Source organism: Exiguobacterium sp. s78, assembly GCF_018618985.1.
Classification (GTDB): domain Bacteria; phylum Bacillota; class Bacilli; order Exiguobacteriales; family Exiguobacteriaceae; genus Exiguobacterium_A; species Exiguobacterium_A abrahamii.
In genome coordinates this window covers 1610841-1628965 of sequence record NZ_JACSNB010000001.1, presented here as the reverse complement: position 1 = coordinate 1628965, position 18125 = coordinate 1610841, and the positions used below count along the sequence as shown (strand labels likewise).

Annotated in this window: 12 protein-coding genes; 11 read left to right on the top strand and 1 reads right to left on the bottom strand. The window is 49.5% G+C overall.

Annotated elements, in window-relative coordinates:
• Positions 1–257: 257 nt before the first annotated feature.
• The 3 genes from adhE (at position 258) to KNQ18_RS08495 (ending at position 7567) form a co-directional block, all read left to right on the top strand.
• Positions 258–2852: a bifunctional acetaldehyde-CoA/alcohol dehydrogenase gene (gene adhE, locus KNQ18_RS08505; protein WP_214724691.1), complete on the top strand. Its 2595-nt coding sequence runs from the start codon at positions 258–260 to the stop codon at positions 2850–2852.
• Positions 2853–3043: 191 nt separating this feature from the next.
• Positions 3044–4444 (top strand): hypothetical protein, encoded by a 1401-nt coding sequence (locus KNQ18_RS08500; RefSeq protein WP_214769450.1) that lies wholly within the window; start codon positions 3044–3046, stop codon positions 4442–4444.
• Positions 4445–4852: 408 nt separating this feature from the next.
• Positions 4853–7567 carry a bifunctional 2',3'-cyclic-nucleotide 2'-phosphodiesterase/3'-nucleotidase gene (locus tag KNQ18_RS08495; protein ID WP_215084510.1) on the top strand — a complete coding sequence of 905 codons (2715 nt, stop codon included), beginning with the start codon at positions 4853–4855 and terminating at the stop codon, positions 7565–7567.
• Between the two features lie 38 nt (positions 7568–7605).
• Here the strand turns inward: KNQ18_RS08495 and KNQ18_RS08490 are convergent, their stop codons facing one another.
• A complete protein-coding gene (locus tag KNQ18_RS08490) occupies positions 7606–8487 on the bottom strand; it encodes a LysR family transcriptional regulator (RefSeq protein WP_215084508.1) in 882 nt (293 codons plus the stop codon).
• Between the two features lie 101 nt (positions 8488–8588).
• On the opposite strand from KNQ18_RS08490, the gene KNQ18_RS08485 reads away from it, so the two are divergent.
• The 8 genes from KNQ18_RS08485 (at position 8589) to KNQ18_RS08450 (ending at position 18072) form a co-directional block, all read left to right on the top strand.
• Entirely contained in the window at positions 8589–9608 is a 1020-nt protein-coding gene (locus KNQ18_RS08485) for a ketopantoate reductase family protein (RefSeq protein ID WP_215084506.1), read from the top strand.
• A 13-nt stretch (positions 9609–9621) separates the two neighbouring features.
• A complete protein-coding gene (locus KNQ18_RS08480) occupies positions 9622–10359 on the top strand; it encodes an acetoacetate decarboxylase (RefSeq protein WP_215084504.1) in 738 nt (245 codons plus the stop codon).
• Positions 10360–10449: 90 nt separating this feature from the next.
• On the top strand, positions 10450–10968 hold the full coding sequence (locus KNQ18_RS08475; RefSeq protein ID WP_215084501.1) for a GrpB family protein: 519 nt from the start codon (positions 10450–10452) through the stop codon (positions 10966–10968).
• On the top strand, positions 10961–11407 hold the full coding sequence (locus KNQ18_RS08470) for a DinB family protein (protein ID WP_215084499.1): 447 nt from the start codon (positions 10961–10963) through the stop codon (positions 11405–11407). The genes KNQ18_RS08475 and KNQ18_RS08470 overlap by 8 nt, the downstream gene beginning before the upstream one ends.
• 19 nt (positions 11408–11426) lie before the next feature.
• The gene (locus KNQ18_RS08465; RefSeq protein ID WP_215084497.1) at positions 11427–12311 is read left to right on the top strand and encodes an alpha/beta fold hydrolase; all 885 of its coding nucleotides are present in this window, start codon (positions 11427–11429) and stop codon (positions 12309–12311) included.
• Positions 12312–12786: 475 nt separating this feature from the next.
• Complete coding sequence (locus tag KNQ18_RS08460) at positions 12787–13908, top strand: GTP-binding protein (RefSeq protein WP_064300410.1); 1122 nt, start codon at positions 12787–12789, stop codon at positions 13906–13908.
• Between the two features lie 111 nt (positions 13909–14019).
• On the top strand, positions 14020–15543 hold the full coding sequence (locus KNQ18_RS08455; RefSeq protein WP_214857303.1) for a cardiolipin synthase: 1524 nt from the start codon (positions 14020–14022) through the stop codon (positions 15541–15543).
• Between the two features lie 153 nt (positions 15544–15696).
• A complete protein-coding gene (locus tag KNQ18_RS08450) occupies positions 15697–18072 on the top strand; it encodes a glycoside hydrolase family 31 protein (RefSeq protein ID WP_215084495.1) in 2376 nt (791 codons plus the stop codon).
• Positions 18073–18125: the final 53 nt, after the last annotated feature.

The following is an 18125-nucleotide window of genomic DNA, read 5'->3' as shown; positions in this document are numbered from 1 at the left end:
CGAAAATGCGAGGTGTGACAAATCGCACACATCTATGTACATGAAGCAAAACGATGAAAAAGAGGAATTCACAACAGTTGTAAACGCTATCAAAGGTGTGATGGAATTCACAGGATGGTCATGCACAAAACAGGAAAAAGGGGTTATGATTGATTTGTGAAGGAAAGCACAAACTATTGAAAAACAGCTTGGCATTCCTGACATAATGGTTAGCAAATCAAACTCAGATTCGTTCCACGACAGGGAGGAAACCACTCATGGCTGTGAAAGAAAAAACAAAATCGACGGCAACGCCGGTCGAACAAGCAGTTGGACAAATCGTTGAAAAAGGGCAACGCGCATTACAAGAATTACTGACATTCGATCAAGAAAAAATCGACACGATCGTCCGGGATATGGCACTTGCCGGACTTGAACGGCACGTCGAACTCGCTCGTCTCGCGTCAGAAGAGACGGGACGCGGTGTCTTTGAAGATAAGATGATTAAAAACATGTTTGCGACAGAATACATCTACAACAGTCTACGTCATGAAAAAACGGTCGGGATTTTAGAAGAAGATGTCCAAAACGGCATCACATATATCGCTGAACCGGTCGGTGTCGTCTGTGGTGTCACACCGGTCACGAACCCGACATCAACGACGATGTTCAAAGCATTGATTGCGATCAAGACGCGCAACCCGATCGTCTTCGCGTTCCACCCATCGGCACAACGTTGTTCCGTTGAAGCAGCGAAAACACTCCGCGACGCAGCCATCAAAGCAGGGGCACCGAAAGACTGTATTCAATGGGTCGAAGAACCATCACTTGAAGCAACGAAAGTCTTGATGAACCATGAAAAAATCGCCATGGTCCTTGCGACAGGTGGAGCAGGAATGGTCAAATCGGCGTATTCAACAGGTAAACCGGCACTTGGTGTTGGACCAGGGAACGTTCCGTGTTACATCGAACAGTCTGCGAAAGTCAAACGGGCAGTCAGCGATCTTGTTCTTTCAAAAACGTTTGATAACGGGATGATTTGTGCGTCTGAGCAAGCCGTCATCGTCGACCAAGAGATTTATGCGACGGTTCGTGCGGAAATGGAAGCACTCGGTTGTTACTTCTGTACACCGGAAGAAAAACAACGCCTCGAATCACTCGTCATCAAAACCGATACGTGTGCCGTCAACGCGGACATCGTCGGGAAACCTGCGACATGGATCGCAGAAAAAGCCGGAATCGATGTTCCGGAAACAACGGTCATGCTCGTCGCGGAACTCGAGCACGTCGGAGCAGCAGAACCACTGTCTCATGAAAAACTCAGTCCCGTCCTCGGTGCGTACCGCGTCGCTTCAACCGAAGAAGCGTTTACGATTGCCGAACAGATGCTTGAAATCGGTGGTCTCGGTCATACAGCCGTCATTCATACGACGAACGATGACTTGATGACAGCGTTCGGACTCCGCATGAAAGCCTGCCGGATCCTCGTCAACAGCCCATCTGCTCATGGCGGAATCGGTGATCTGTACAACGAGTTGACACCATCACTGACACTCGGTTGTGGATCATACGGGAAAAACTCTGTTTCTGAAAACGTGACAGCGAAGCACTTACTCAACGTCAAAAAGGTGGCGAGACGACGCGTGAACATGCAATGGTTCAAGGTCCCTGAAAAAATCTACTTCGAAAAGAACTCCGTTCAGTACTTGCGGTCGATGACTGACGTCTCACGTGTCATGATCGTGACGGATCCAACGATGGTACAGTTCGGGTATGCCGATAAAGTAATTCAAAACTTACCACAGTCCGTCAGTTACCGGATCTTCGACCAAGTCGAACCAGATCCATCGGTGACGACTGTTCAGACAGGTGCTCAAGCGATGCGTGATTTCAAGCCTGACTTGATTATCGCCCTCGGTGGTGGTTCAGCGATGGATGCTGCAAAAGGAATGTGGCTCTTCTATGAACAACCGAACGAAACGTTCTCAAACTTACGTCAAAAATTCCTCGATATCCGCAAACGGGCGTATCAATTCCCGACACTCGGTCGTCAAGCGAAGTTCGTCGCGATTCCGACGACTTCTGGTACGGGTTCAGAAGTAACACCGTTTACCGTCATCACGGATAAAGAGAAAAACGTCAAATACCCGATTGCTGACTATGCATTGACACCAGACGTCGCAATCGTTGATCCAGAATTCGTCATGACCGTCCCAGCTTCAATCACTGCTGATACCGGAATGGATGTCTTGACGCATGCGACAGAAGCATACGTCTCGGTGCTTGCGAACGACTACACGGATGGACTGGCACTCAAAGCAATCAAGATGATCTTCGACTACTTGCCACGAGCATATGCTAACGGATCAGACGCTGAAGCACGCGAAAAAGTGCACAATGCGTCAACGATGGCAGGGATGGCATTCGCGAACGCCTTCCTCGGCATCAACCACTCGATCGCGCACAAAATCGGTGGCGAGTTCCATACGCCACACGGACGGACGAACGCGATCCTGATGCCACACGTCATTCGCTATAACGCATCACGTCCAACGAAACTAGCAGCATTCCCGAAATACGAATCATTCGTTGCGGATGAACGGTATGCCGACATCGCACGCTACCTCGGTCTTCCGGCAGCAACGACGGAGCAAGGGGTCGAATCCCTCATCCAAGCCGTTGCTGATCTTGGACAACGTCTCAACATCAAGATGTCATTCAAGGCGCAAGGCATTCAAAAAGCAGACTTCGAGGCAAAACTCGATAAGATGGCAGTCGATGCCTTCGAGGATCAATGTACGACGGCGAATCCGAAGATGCCGCTTGTCGCTGAGTTACGGACGATCATGGAACAAGCATACGAAGGCATCTAATAGAGAAAAAAATACCATGGCACCTGATCGTTCAACCGGCTTCTCACTGTGAGAAGTCGGTTTTTATTTTGGAAATCAGTGGAGACAGTCAGAGAAAAGGTGGGATATAATGGCTGTTGAATGAAATTGATGTTTTTGGTTTCGCTGTAGCAGGAATATTCAAACATCAGACATTAAAAGGAGGAAATGGGATGGAGTCAAGGCAAGAAAGGAAACAACGACGGTTTTCCGTCTGGGATGTCCTGTTTGGCGTCCTCATCGGTCTCATCTTTTTCGGTGTCATCTATGGTGTGATGGCATTTTTGACTTCACAAATCACCTCATCCTCAGACTATCAGGATCTTGTGACGCAGATGCAACAGGCGGACGTCTCCTGGAAAGATGCAGACATCACGGTGTCATTGATACTTCTGTTCGTCGGTGGGCTATCGATCACGATGCCGAGCGCGGTCCGGGAAGGGATCATCAATCAGGTGCTCGATGCGAGTTCTGCCGGCGACGTCTTATCGTTGTTTGGGATTGACTTAAAGCAAGTTCTTGCACCACTTACGTTTGATGTCTCTTACGGCACGTTACTCTATTCCGTTTTTGGCATCGGTTTGATTGTCCTGTTATTTTTAGTATTACGGATTAAGGCAAGTCGTCTTGGGTGGACGATTCGATTGGTTAGTTTCTTCTTAACCGTCGGGATCATCTGGTTCGTCCTTGCCGGACGCGGAAACGACGTGCCATTCCTCTCGTTACAAGACGGCTATGCGATGAGTGGCATCTTACCGCTTCTCGTCGTCAGTTTGCTTGGTTGGATGGCGTTCTTCCCGCAAAAGTTATCCGGTCTGACAGCTGCTGGACGTGCCAGCTTACTGATTTTGATGCTCGCAAGTACGCTTCAACTCGTCTTTACGGTACAGGACGAAGCGGAATATGACGGCGATTCTTCACTACGGACGGCACTCACCGTCGCGAGTCTGAACGCCGGAAGTGGCGGGATGTACGACTGGATCCACGGCGGTCAAGTCGTGTATCAAGCAGACGTCCTTGGAGCGAATGCGGAAATCCCCGTCTCGATGTTGAACGGGGAGACCTCAACGGATCAGCTCAATGACTCGATCCAAAAAGTCGTCGATGGGATCGACACGGACCGGGTGACAGAACAATTGTTGACGTTACTCGGTGGAGAACGTCCTGATTTGTCAGCAACACAATTGAAGCTCAATCCTGTTGATTACGGCGTCGCGCGGCAGACGATTCAAGTGATTGATGCGGAATCGGCAGGAGCGACGCCACCGAATGTCTCCAGTGAGAGTGCGTATTGGGTGTTGTTGCTTGTAACGTTTGCGATCTACTTCGTCTGTAGTATCCGAAGCTTCAAATCGATCATCGATCCGTTCGTCTTTGCGATCGCGATCGGTGTCATCAGCTTCATCGTCAGTCAAGCTTCGTACGTTCAGTTCGCAATGAAATGGCGCAGTGACGTCTTATTCGAGTTCGCTCAACAGACGGCAGGCTGGACAGTACTATACGCCGCAGGGCTTGCGTTACTTGGTGGAATTCTTGGTTATGTCGTCCGACGGAAGCCAGACAAAGCGGTTTAAAGAACGTTGCTGTCATGCTCGCTTTCCACAGGCGAGAGGTAAGTCACGTATCCTAAACTACGACCGGGTCTCACCTGACCCTGACGAAAGCGAAAAACATGCTTTCTTTGCCTGTAGGAGTCGAGAAGGAACAGTTACGTTCTACATCAAGCATAAACGATACGTTTTCAGGTTCATGTCCTGAAATGTATCGTTTTTTTGCGTGGTTCATCTCATTTGCATCATCTCCTTTTTTTACCATGTAAACTTGGTTTGTAAAGGTAAAATCAACAATGTTAAGCCAGTATTTGGAATTAGTTAAGTAAGTTAAATAAGACGGATGTCCGACCTATTTGAAAGGACTATTAGCTATAATCGAACCATGCTAAATTAATGAAGCAGTCAAAACATCCTGGGGGGAAAATCCATATGAAAAAAGCAACGAAACTCGTCATCGCGTCGACATTGATCGCACCGATGCTCGTACCAGTCGTTCAAGTCAAGACACTTGCTGCCGACAACAGTGTCGTCAAGTTACGCTTCCTAGAAACAACGGATTTACATACGAACTCAATGAACTACGATTACTTCAAGGATGCGCAGGACGAAACGATTGGTCTCGTCAAAGCGGCTACGGTCATTAAACAGCAACAAACTGAAGTGGGCGTTACGAACAGTTTCTTATTCGATAACGGAGATACACTTCAAGGAACGCCGTTTGGCGATTACGTCAAGAACCAGTACGACAAAGGAAACAAAGGCAAACATCCGATGTACGAATTGATGGAATACCTCGGTTATGATGCGGTCACGCTCGGAAACCATGAATTCAACTTCGGTCTTGATTTCCTCAAGTCAGCGATGAGTGCTTCGAGCGGTTCAATCAAGTTCGTCAACTCGAACGTATTGGATGCCGTCACGAAAAAGCCGATCGTCGCGGACTACAACAAAGATGGAAAAGACTATCAAATCATCGAACGTCAAGTCAAGGACCAGAACGGTGACATGAAAACAGTCAAGGTGGGTGTGTTCGGAGTCGTCACGCCACAAATCATGGCATGGGATGCGGGGAACCTGACGGGGAAAGTCACGGCTGAAGATATCATCCCGACTGCTAAAGCAACAGCGAAAAAATTAAAAGATGCTGGCGCAGACGTCGTCGTTGCACTCGCACACACAGGTATCGGGGATACGACGGATCAAAAAGACGGCGATGAGAATGTCGGCTACGCATTGACAAAAGTTGCAGACATCGATGTCTTGATGACAGGTCATCAGCACGGAAAGTTCCCGGCAGTCGATTCAGCGTTCAATAAATTGCCGAATGTTGATAAAGAAAAAGGTCTAATCAATGGTAAACCAGTCGTCATGGCGAACACACAAGGAAAGAACGTCGGTGTCATCGATCTTGAGTTGAAGCAAGTCGACGGGAAATGGGTCGTTGATACGTCAGGTGCGAAACTAGCGGACGTGACGAAAGACACGACAGCAGATGCCGGTGCCGTCAAGTTGATTGAAAAAGCACATGAAGGAACACTCGCGTACATTCGTCAAGAAGTCGGAACGATTAATGACGACATCCAAAGTTTCTTCGCTCTCGCGCAAGACGATGATTCAGTTCAGTTCGTAACGAACGCTCAGAAATGGTATGTCGAGAAACAACTCAAAGAAAATGCCGATCTCGCGAAATATAAAGATCTCCCGTTGTTGTCAGCAGGTGCACCATTCAAGACAGGTGGTCGTAACCAAGTCAACGCATCCGATTATACATTGATCAAAAAAGGACCAATCGCACTCAAGAACGTCGCCGATCTCTATGTTTATCCGAATACACTCGAAGTCGTCAAAGTAACAGGTGCTGACGTCAAAGACTGGCTCGAAATGTCAGCCGGTCAGTTCAACCAAGTCGGCGGTGAGCAAACGAACTTGTTGAACAAAGATTTCCGTAGCTACAACTTCGATATCCTCGATGGATTGACGTATGAAATCGATATCACGAAACCAGCGAAGTTCGACTTTAACGGTGTCGTTGTCAATAAAGACGCAAATCGCGTCCAAAATATCAAGTATCAAGGCAAAGCGATCGCAGACGATCAAGAATTCCTTGTTGCGACGAACAACTACCGCGCAGGCAGTGCGACGTTCCCAGGTCTTGGTGGCGGAAAGAATATCGTCTACAAATCAGCCTACGAAACACGTAATGTCATCTCGGACTTCATCAAAGCGAAACAACCGGTTGATTATAAAGCCGATGACAACTGGTCACTCGTCGCAAGCAAACCGACGACGGTCAGCTTTGATTCAGCGGCTGCAGCTGCACCGTACGTCAAGCGGTATGAAGGCATCACGAACACAGGTGAAACACGTCCAGGTGAGACAGGTACGTTCCTTAAATTCAATATGAACGTTCCGATGAAAGACTTCACGGTCTCGGCAAAAGCAGTTAAACCGGGTGCAAAAGTCGTTACTGGTCAAGCCGTTCCAGGTGCGAAAGTCACAGTCAAACTTGGCGAAAAAGTTCTTGGAACAGCAACAGCAAACGAAGCGGGTCAATACGAAGTCGGAACACGTCCGCTCAAATTGCGTGACAAGTTGACGATCGTCTCTGAACTTAGCTTCATGAAGACAGAAACGAACGTCACAGTCGGAACAGGCGTCGTTGCGACACCAGCGATCGATAAAAAGTCAGCAGTCTACGGTTCAACGGTCCTCCGCGGCAAAGCAACTGAAGGTCTTGACGTGACGCTCTATAAAGGATCAACGAAGATCGCGAAAGCGAAAACGACGGCAAGCGGCTTCAAGATTGCGGTCAAGAACGGTCTAACGACAGGTACGTACACGGTCAAGTCGACAGACATCTCGAATAAGATCACGAAAAAGGCGTCGTTCACGATCAAGAACACGTATCCGGTCAAAAAATGGTCAGGCAAAAAGACGTTGACAGGTAAAGTCGAAAAACGACAAATTGTCCGACTCTACCAAAAAACAGAATCTGGTTATCAATTGATCGCTCAAGACGTGGCGGATCAGCACGGGAACTATGTCTTGAAGATGCGTAAGGCATTGACGAACGGCTCGTACAAACTCAACATCTATACAGCGAAAGATCATCTCGATCAGTCACGCTACTTCATCACGAAGTAATATGTCACACGGATGTCTGCATATGCAGGCATCCGTTTTCATGTGGTTAGATATGTGCGTTGTGAGAGCAGAAATCGTTTAATGCGTTCGTAGATGGTTGCTTGCTCGACTGTTAATTGATTCGTCGCGTGCGACATGTAGAGTCGTGACGTAATGGTAAACACATCGTCTGTGATGAAGGGAAGTCCCATCTCGCGACAGACGGAGACGGGAACGAAGCTGAAATACCGTTGCTGGCGTAAGGCGAGTTGCAGTGAGACGTCATCAATATAGTGCGAGGTATCGGCATAGATGTTTAGTTCCGCCATCTTCAATTGGATGAAGCGGTTGTAGTCCTTATTGTGGGAGGGAAACAAAAAGGCAGTCTCCGTTGCATCCGTATAGAGCGTCGTAATCGCTTCTTTCTCTGAATAAGAAGCAGGATAGGTGATGACGATATCCTCTTCCACGATCGGTTCGCTCGTAATGAGCGGATGCTTGAGTTCCATGAAGCTGATCGAGAAATGGAATTCTTGATGGAGCAAGCCGCTTAAAATGTCGCGATTCGAGAGGATGTCCGAATTGAACAAGGGTGCCGTCTGCGGCAGGAGAAATTCTCGTAGAATCAATTGGATGAAGCGACCATGCGAACTGGCAAGGCTGAGTGGCGTTTCGGTAGAGGCATCATTTCGCGCCATGCGTTCCTGGACCCGTGTCAGCTCGTGTTCAATTTTTTCGACTGACTGCAGTAGAAGTCGTCCATTATCGGTCAAGCTGATCGTTCTGCCTTTTCGATGAAACAACGTCGTGTTCAATTCACGCTCCAGTTTTTTGATCGTCGCACTGAGGGCAGGCTGACTGATGAATAATCGTTCGGCAGCACGCGTCACGTTCAATTCCTCCGCGACGTGACGAAAATAATTCAAATGTAAGAGTTCCATGATATCCTCCTGACATAATCTACAGGTTATTAAAATATATAAATATATATATTTCTGTTTATGATGAAACCAGTATATCGTAAATACTAGAGGTGATAGAAATGAAAATCGGAATTTACGGAGCAGGATCACTAGGAACCATCATGGGAGCTTATTTAAGTCAACAGTATGAGGATGTCGATTTGATTGATACGAATCGCGCACATATCGAAGCGCTAAACACAACAGGCGCGCATGTCATTGGACCAGATTTGACGCAAGCCGTCCATGCGATGCATCCGGATGACATCACGGAGATGTACGATATCGTATTGTTGCTAACGAAGCAGGTCTACAATGAACCGGTCCTGGCGAAAGTCCGGACGATCTTGAAGGAAGACGGTATTCTCGTCTCCTTGCAAAACGGTGTACCGGAAGAATTCATTCAACAACAGATTCCACGCGAACGTATCATCGCGGGATCCGTCGAGTTCGGAGCGACATACGTCGGACCAGGCGAGTCACGTCTGACATCGGATTACGAGCACTTCAAGACGTATGCGATGCAAATCGGTGAACTGTACGGTAAGAAGACGGACCGGATCATTCACTTGAAGGAAATCCTTGATCACATCGGTGGGACGGAAATCTCTGATAATCTACCGGGAACGAAATGGTCAAAACTCGTCATCAATAGTACGTTCAGTGGGTTATCCGCTGCGTGTAACGGTACGTACGGCGACGTTCTTGATCATCCGGTCTTGTTACGGGCAGCAATTCATACGATGCAGGAAGTCGTTGAAGTCGGTCACGCCCACGGCATCACATTCGCGCCGATGAGTACGTTTGAGCCGGCAGCCTACGCAACACTAGACGATATCGATGAAAAACTGATCACCGTGCCACAATTGATGCACGGGTCGCGTGACTTAGAAGCGAGCATGTTGCAGGACTTACAAAAAGGGCAACCGACCGAAATTCGTTTCATCAATGGGATCGTCACGATGTACGGCAACACGTATGATATCAAAACGCCGTTCAACTCACTCATTCAAGAAATCGTCGAAGAAGCGCAAGTAGCGAAGACGGTTCCAGATTTTGAAACAAGTGTCGCACGCTTTGCCGCATTGTTAAACGCATAAAGGAGGGATTCAGATGAGACAGGAAGATGTAAAAAATATCGTCGCGACACCGATCAATGCACCGGTCTTTCCGGCGGTCGATATCTTCTTTCGGAATCGGGAATACTTGAACATCATCTATGAGACGGACATCGAAGCGTTACAAGCAGTCGTTCCGGAACCGCTCGAGGTGCTGAGTAATCAGATCAAGTTTGAGATCATCAACATGCCGGATAGCACAGGTCTTGGGAGTTATCTCGAGTGCGGGCAAGTCATTCCGGTTCGGTATCAAGGCGAGGTCGGTGAGTTTTACCTCTCGATGTATGTCAACAATCAGCCGGCAATCGCCTCTGGTCGTGAAGTGGCTGCGTTTCCGAAGAAGTATGGTTCACCCCGGCTTTATCTCGATAATGATGTACTCGTTGGAACGCTTGACTACCATTCACTCCGTGTCGTTCAAGCGACGATGGGATACAAGTATATTCCGATGGCAGTTGAAGAAGCACAATCAATCATCGGTGCGCCGCAATTCATGCTCAAACAACATCGCGGTTATCAAGGCGAGTTGATTATCTCCGAACTGACGCGGAGTCAAATCACGGATCTTGAGATTAAAGAAGCATATCGTGGACCGGCGCGACTTCAGTTATTCGAACATGTCATGGCACCACTCGCTGACTTCCCTGTTCGGAAGGTCGTCGATGCCCAGCATATCATCGCTGATCTTCGACTTGGTGGACCTGCGAAACTGTATGATTATTTAACGGATTAACGACTCTCTAACATCAACGACCTCCAAAATGGATGGTCGTTTTGTTTTACCCCAAAAACTGGCATACTGAATTGAGAGGGGGAAACGACCATGCGACAAGTCAATGTGTTACCGTATCAATCAGAATGGGCGAGTGCATATACGCGAGAAGCGGACCGTTTACGAGAGGTGTTCGGAGCACGTCTTAAGCAGATCCATCATATGGGGAGTACATCAGTTCCGGGACTCGCAGCAAAACCGATCATCGATATCTTACCCGTCGTCGATACGCTCGAGGGAATCGAGCAGTTCGACGCACAGATGGAAGCGCTCGGTTACGAGGCGAAGGGTGAGTTCGGGATGCCGGGACGCCGCTATTATCGAAAAGGCGGCGACGAACGGACGCATCACATCCATCTCTATGCGGCGGGAAATCCAGAAATAAAGCGTCATCTCGTCTTTCGGGATTACTTACGTACCCATCCAGAAGAAGCCGCTGCTTACGGGGCATTAAAGGAACAATTAGCAACGACATATCCGCTTGAGATCGAAGCCTATATCGCCGGCAAGGATGCGTTCGTCAAGGAACTCGAACAACGTGCGATCGCTTGGGGGAATGCGCATGACTGACTGGGAACATGCCCTCATCCGCCATGTCGGCGTTGGTGTGAAGACGTCGAAAGCGTTGTTTGAGAAGATCGAGGAGCAGGACTGGGACGCGCGACCAATCCCCGGGAAACGGACCGTCGGTGAAGTCGCTGTCCATCTCGCTGTGTTACTTGAAGCCGATTTGATGATCGCAGAAGGGGCGACGGATGAAGCGATGCAGGCGTTTTATGCGGAACCGGTCCCGCGCGATCAGTTAAATGAACGAATCAATCGTGCGTTTTCTATCTATCAGAAGAAAGTCACGACCGGATTTACGACGCGTCCGACGTACTGGGGCGTTACCGACTCGATGAACGGCTGGGCAATCGAAGCAGCCGTGCATCTCTATCATCATCGGTCTCAGCTGTTTGATTATTTGAACATCCTTGGATACGAGCTAGAGATCTTGTTATTTGAATGAATGGAAGTAGGGGTAGTGTATGGAATATATCGTTGAAACATCAGCCGGTCGCTTTGATACCCGGCTGACAGGAAGTGGGGACGTCACATTCGTCCTCGATCACGGGATGATGTCGAATCGACACCAGTGGGGCTGGTTACGGACTGAATTATTGAAACGGGGACGGGTCTTTGAATATTCGCGTCTCGGATATGGACGGTCGAGTCGTGGTAAAAACAAACGACTCTTTACGCATCAAGCAGATGAGCTCGCGGACGTCTTACGGATGCTTCGTGTCGAAGGACCGTATGTCTTCATCGGGCACTCGCTCGGAGCCTATATCTCACTCGCGAGTGGACGATTGTTTGCAGACGAGACACGCGGCATCGTCTTGCTCGATCCGTCGCATCCCGATGTCGATGCAGCATTACCGAACTGGTACGAACGAACACAAGAGGAGTGGAATCGATTCCTCTATTTCCTTAGTCACGTCCGACCGATCGCCTGGATGATTCCTGATCGTCTCGGCAAAAAGATGTTCAGTGTCTTACCGGAAGCCGATCAATTACCGATGTGGCGGCATTTTGCGGCACCTGGACATTGGCGGGGGACGCTCGACGAATGGCAAACGGTCGAGGAGAACAATCAGCTGATTCTTTCGTTGCTTGAAGACGTGACACAGCCGGTCCTCGTCCTGTCTGCTTCGAACTGGGCAGGCGGTATGCCGGAAAGTTGGTTGAATCCGGCATTGACCGAACAAATCAATTCGGCTCACGCTGCGTTCGCCGACAGTTTACCGAATGGGATGTATCATGTGATTGCGGATACGAACCATTACACGATTGCTGGTTTTTCGCATGAGGCAGCGGAACGGATCACGGATTTGATCGGGGTGACATGGGATTTACCGATTCAAAGTCAGTAGTAAGGTTACGCTTTTTCGTTTCACTCGAATCGTTTTCCTGGGACAAGCATCGCGCCGCTTCACTTCGTTGCAGGGTCGCTCCTGCTTGTATTTCCCTAAGAAGAGATTCCGAGCGAAAAAAGTTTCTTTTCTTGTGCTTCGGAATATCTGACGGAGCTGACTTTAAAGCCAGTATCTACAAAGAATGACGCGTCACACGCCACTCCTACAGGAAAAAGCGCATTATGCGCTGTCAGAGACAAACAAGACCCGCTTTCCTGCTTGAAGGAAGCAGGAAAACTGGCTTGTGTCTCGCCTGAGGAAAGGGCGTGAGAAGATGCGTCATTTTTTTGGAGTCAGCCCGGTCTACTCCTTTAGTCGATGCTTATCGGCTTTTTTAGGGAACAAAATAAATCGAAATCATTACGATTGACGTCAGGTAAAAAGTCGGTTAATCTATAAAACGTAACGATTACGTTTTAGGAGATGAATGATGATGCAACCGATATCGATCACCGTTTTATCTGGATATCTTGGATCCGGTAAAACGACACTATTGAACCATTTACTACATAATCGCGAAGGGCGCCGCCTCGCGATCATCGTCAACGACATGAGTGAGGTCAACATTGACGCGGCATTGATTGAGCAAGGCGGATTCTCGCGGACGGAAGAGTCGTTCGTCACACTTTCGAACGGGTGCATTTGCTGCACGTTACGTGACGATTTATTACTTGAAGTCAAACGCCTCGTCGACCAAGGCGATATTGACGGTATCGTCATCGAGTCGAGTGGTATCTCGGAACCAATTCCGGTCGCCCAGACTTTCACGTACGAAGATCCGGACAGTGCCATCGACTTATCACAAGTCACGAAAATCAATGCGATGGTCACGGTCATCGATGGGTATCGCTTCCTGAAGGACTTTGAATCCGGTGAATCGTTGATTGAACGGAAACAGGCAGTCGATGAAACAGACGTGCGCGAAGTCGTCGATCTACTCGTCGATCAAGTCGAGTTCGCGGACATCATCGTCTTGAATAAAGTCGATCGCCTGACACCGGAAGAGCGCCATACCGTCATCGGTTATCTAAAGGCATTAAATCCAGTTGCCCGTTTGATCGAGACGACGTATGGTCAAGTCGATCCGGCAGACATCTTAGATGTTGATCTATTTGATTTTGAACAAGCGGCATCTAGTGCTGGTTGGATCCGTGAGTTGAATGCGGAAGAACATATTCCGGAAACGGAAGAGTATGGGATCAGCTCGTTCGTCTACAAGCGCGACGTGCCGTTCCACCCGGAGCGTTTGCTTGCCTTGATCGAAGACTGGCCGCAAGAAGTCGTTCGGGCGAAGGGATTCTTGTTCCTTGCGACACGTCCCGAGATGGCATTGCTGTTCCATCAGGCAGGATATGCGTCGAACATGGAATACGCTGGTCGTTTTGCATCAGATGAGGATCGACGGACCGAACTCGTCTTGATCGGCATAGGACTAGAACAAGAGAAGCTCGAAGCGCTATTCGATGCGTGTCTCGTCCAAGCAGACGAAACGGACTGGGCGTCATTGAATGATCCAATTCCTGGTCGCGAGATGTACGAAGAAACATTTTTATAAGAGGTCAATCTTTCGAGAAACCGTATCTGCGGTTTCTCTTTTTTGTTATATTTTCATAGTGAATGGGGAAAGAATACTAGTGAAGGTATGTTAATTGAAGGAGGAAAATCTGTGCGCAACCGGATTTTACAATTCGCACTCGTATTTTTAGTCGCCGGTGGCATCATTTGGGGACTATATCAACTCGGCTATTTATTTTATGTCTTAACGATTTCAGCGACGGTCGTGCCGCTCGCCGTCATCATGATCATTTTCATCGAAAACCGGACGGCAGAATCAACGATCGCTTGGTTCCTCGTTCTGATTTTCTTACCAATTCTCGGAGTCATCATCTGGTTGATGTTCGGTCGGAATCCACGGCGTCGCCGTCGGAATCGTCGTTCGCATGACGAACGGAAATTGCTCAAGCAAGCGATTCGTCCAGTTCGGTCGCTTGCTGTCAGTGAGTTGCCACCGAATCACTTGAAGCTTGCGAACACGATTCGTAACTTCGGTGGCGGCGGGGTGGACGTTCATACAGCAAGTGACATCCTGACGAACGGGGAAGAGACGTTCCCAGCGATTTTGGAGGCGATTCGTCAAGCACAGCATCATGTCCACATCCAGTACTACATTTATCGGAACGATGAGACAGGCAAGGCAATCCGTGAAGCGTTGATCGAGCGACTCGAAGCCGGAGTAACGGTGCGGTTCATGTATGACGGACTTGGAAGCTATATGCTCGGTGAGAACTTCCTGCGCCCGCTACGCGATGCTGGAGCGCATATCGCAGCCTATGATCCAATCTCGAGTCCCTTGTTCATCTTCACGGCGAACTTCCGCAATCACCGGAAAATCGTCGTCGTTGATGGAAAAGTTGGCTTCACCGGCGGATTGAACGTCGGGGATGAGTACGACGGCAAGAGTAAGAAGTTCGGGTTTTGGCGTGATACGCATTTGCGGCTCGAAGGACGTGCCGTCAAAGAATTACAAGCGACGTTCCTCGACGACTGGATCTATGCCCAAATCGAATCGGATGACACATGGGAGACGTTTGCGGGGGATGAGTCAATCCACCAGTACTTCCCGAAACATGATGTGGCGTCAGACGGGGCGATTCAAATCGTCACGAGCGGACCGACCTCAAAGGACCCGGCGATTCGCAATGCGTTGATTGCCGCGATCATCGCAGCGCAACGTTCGATCTGGATTGCGACACCGTACTTGATTCCGGACAATGAGACGATGACGCTACTCCGACTCGCGGCACGTGCCGGACTCGACGTTCGCATCCTGACACCGGGTAAAGGCGATAGTTTTACGTCTTATTACGGGACCCGGTCTTACTTCGGACCACTCTTGAAGGACGGCGTCAAGATTTATACGTATAACCGTCACTTCATCCATGCGAAACTGTTTCTCGTCGACGGGAAGATTGGTGCCGTCGGAACTGCGAATATGGATATTCGCAGTTTTGTCCTCAACTATGAACTGATGGCGTTCTTGTACGACACAGAAAGTACGGAACAGCTCGAGCGTGACTTCATCGCTGATTTCGATGTGTCGATTCAGTTATCATCGAACGATTACGTCAAACGTCCGCTTCGCTTCCGCATTTTTGAGTCGCTCTCGCGCTTGATTTCACCACTATTATGACGCAACGTCCCGCATCGATTTTCAGGTGCGGGACGTTTTTTTGATTCATTCTTCCTTGAAGTGGGAACATGAACTCTTATACACTAGATGTGTAATCGGTTGCACACTACTTAGCCTGGAAGGAAGTGAAAGGGGCGCAAGTCCCGAACCCGTATGCGAACAATTGATGAATCCCATTTCTACACGCGCGACATGAAACCACAAGCACGACCAGACGCCATCATCCAAGGAGATGTCTACCGTTTCACGGTCTTGACGAGTCGGATGATCCGACTTGAGTACGCGGCGGATGGACAGTTCGAGGATCGACCGACCCAAACGGTCTTCAATCGTGATTTTCCGGTACCTGCTTACCGCATCGTCGAAAACGAGGAAGAATTGCAAATCATCACCGAGCACGTCCATCTGCATTATACGAAGGGACCGTTCGCTGCGAACACACTCTATATCGATGTCTTAGGGAACTTCAGTACCTACTACAGCCGCTATACGTTCGGCGGACCGCTCCGGACGTTAAAAGGAACGGCACGGACGCTTGACCATGCGGACGGCGTCATCCCACTTGAAGAAGGGATTCTCTCCCGGCAAGGTTACGCGGCGATTGACGACTCGAACGCCTTCGTCCTGACGGAAGACCACTTCGTCGAACCGCGACGCTCCGGGACGCATGACATCTATTACTTCGGATACGGTCACGACTACAAACAGGCACTGCGTGACTTCTACCACCTGACAGGACCGACGCCGATGTTACCACGTCAGGTACTCGGCAACTGGTGGAGTCGCTACTGGCGTTATAGTGAGAAGGAATACAAGGATTTGATGACACGCTTCAAGACGGAAGACATTCCGTTCTCGGTCAGTGTCATCGACATGGACTGGCACGTCACCGATATCCCGGAACGCTACGGAAGTGGCTGGACAGGCTACACGTGGAACCGTGATCTATTCCCGGATCCACGCGGATTCTTGCAATGGTTGAAGGACGACGACCGGATGGTCACGCTCAACTTGCACCCGGCGGACGGTGTGCGTGGGTTTGAAGAAGCCTACGAGGCGATGGCGGTCGCGATGGGCGTCGATCCCGAATCGGATGTCCGGATCCCGTTTGATTTCTCGGACCGGACGTTCATCGAGAACTACTTTACGAAGCTGCATCATCCGCACGAGGCAGATGGCGTCGACTTCTGGTGGATCGACTGGCAGCAGGGCGCGAACTCGAAGATGAAGGGGCTTGATCCGCTCTGGATGCTCAATCATTATCACGCGCTTGATATTGCCCGCGATGGTAATCGACCGTTGATCTTCTCGCGTTACGCGGGACCCGGAAGTCATCGTTATCCGGTTGGTTTCTCAGGCGATACGATCATCTCTTGGGCATCGCTCCAATTCCAGCCGTATTTCACGGCGACGGCGTCGAACATCGGTTATGGATGGTGGAGCCATGACATCGGGGGTCACCAACGCGGGGAGAAAGATGACGAGTTATCGACACGTTGGCTCCAGTACGGTGTCTTTAGTCCGATCATGCGCCTGCACAGTACGATGAGCATCTTCAACGGGAAAGAACCATGGCGTTATTCGACCGATGCGTCGAACGTCATGAAGAAATATTTACGACTTCGGCACCAGCTCGTGCCGTACATCTACACGATGAATGCCCGTAATCACTTTGACGGCTTGCCACTCGTCTCACCGATGTATTATGAGCATCCGGAAGACGATCAAGCATACAACGTTCCGAATCAGTTCTACTTCGGAACGGAATTGATCGTCGCGCCGATGGTCACACCAATGCACCGGAAACTGCACATGACGGCGACGACAGCGTGGTTGCCGGAAGGGGAATGGTTCGATTTCTTTAATGGGCACCGATACCGCGGCGGCAAGCAGATCCGTCTGTTCCGTTATCTCGAAGACCAAGGCGTACTCGCAAAAGCCGGTGCGATTGTTCCACTCGGTCGTCATCTCGAACAGTCGAATGCCCTGCATAATCCGGACGATCTCGAAGTCGTCGTCTTCCCGGGAGCATCGAACCGGTTTACGTTGTTCGAAGACGATAGCACGGGTGTCGCGCACCGCGATGGTGTCAACGTTGAGACGACGTTTGCGCTCGACTGGGAAGCACGTGAGTTGACGATCGCGGCACCAACCGGACACCGTGACTTGTTACCCGAAAACCGCTCGATTACGTTGATCTTACGTGGAGTCCGTGAAGGATACGTTCAGCGCGACGGAGAGAGTGTCACCGGCGTCTATGATCATGCGACGCAGTCCCTTCGCGTTGAACTGGGTGAAGTGACCGATACGATCACGTTGTCGCTCCAAGTTGAGATCTCGACGAACGAGAATAAGATGGACCGGTTGTATGCATTTCTCGACCAAGCGGAAATCAGCTATGATTTGAAGGATCGTTTGTACCGTCTGCTGTCACAAAAGCTCGACCCGGTCAACATGATGCACCAGTTGCAAGCACTCGAACTCGAGAAGGATCTCGTCGACTGCCTGCTTGAGTTGATGTTGTCTTAAATGATTGGATAGGCATGCGAAAAAGCCAGTATTCGTCATCCGTATGGACGAGG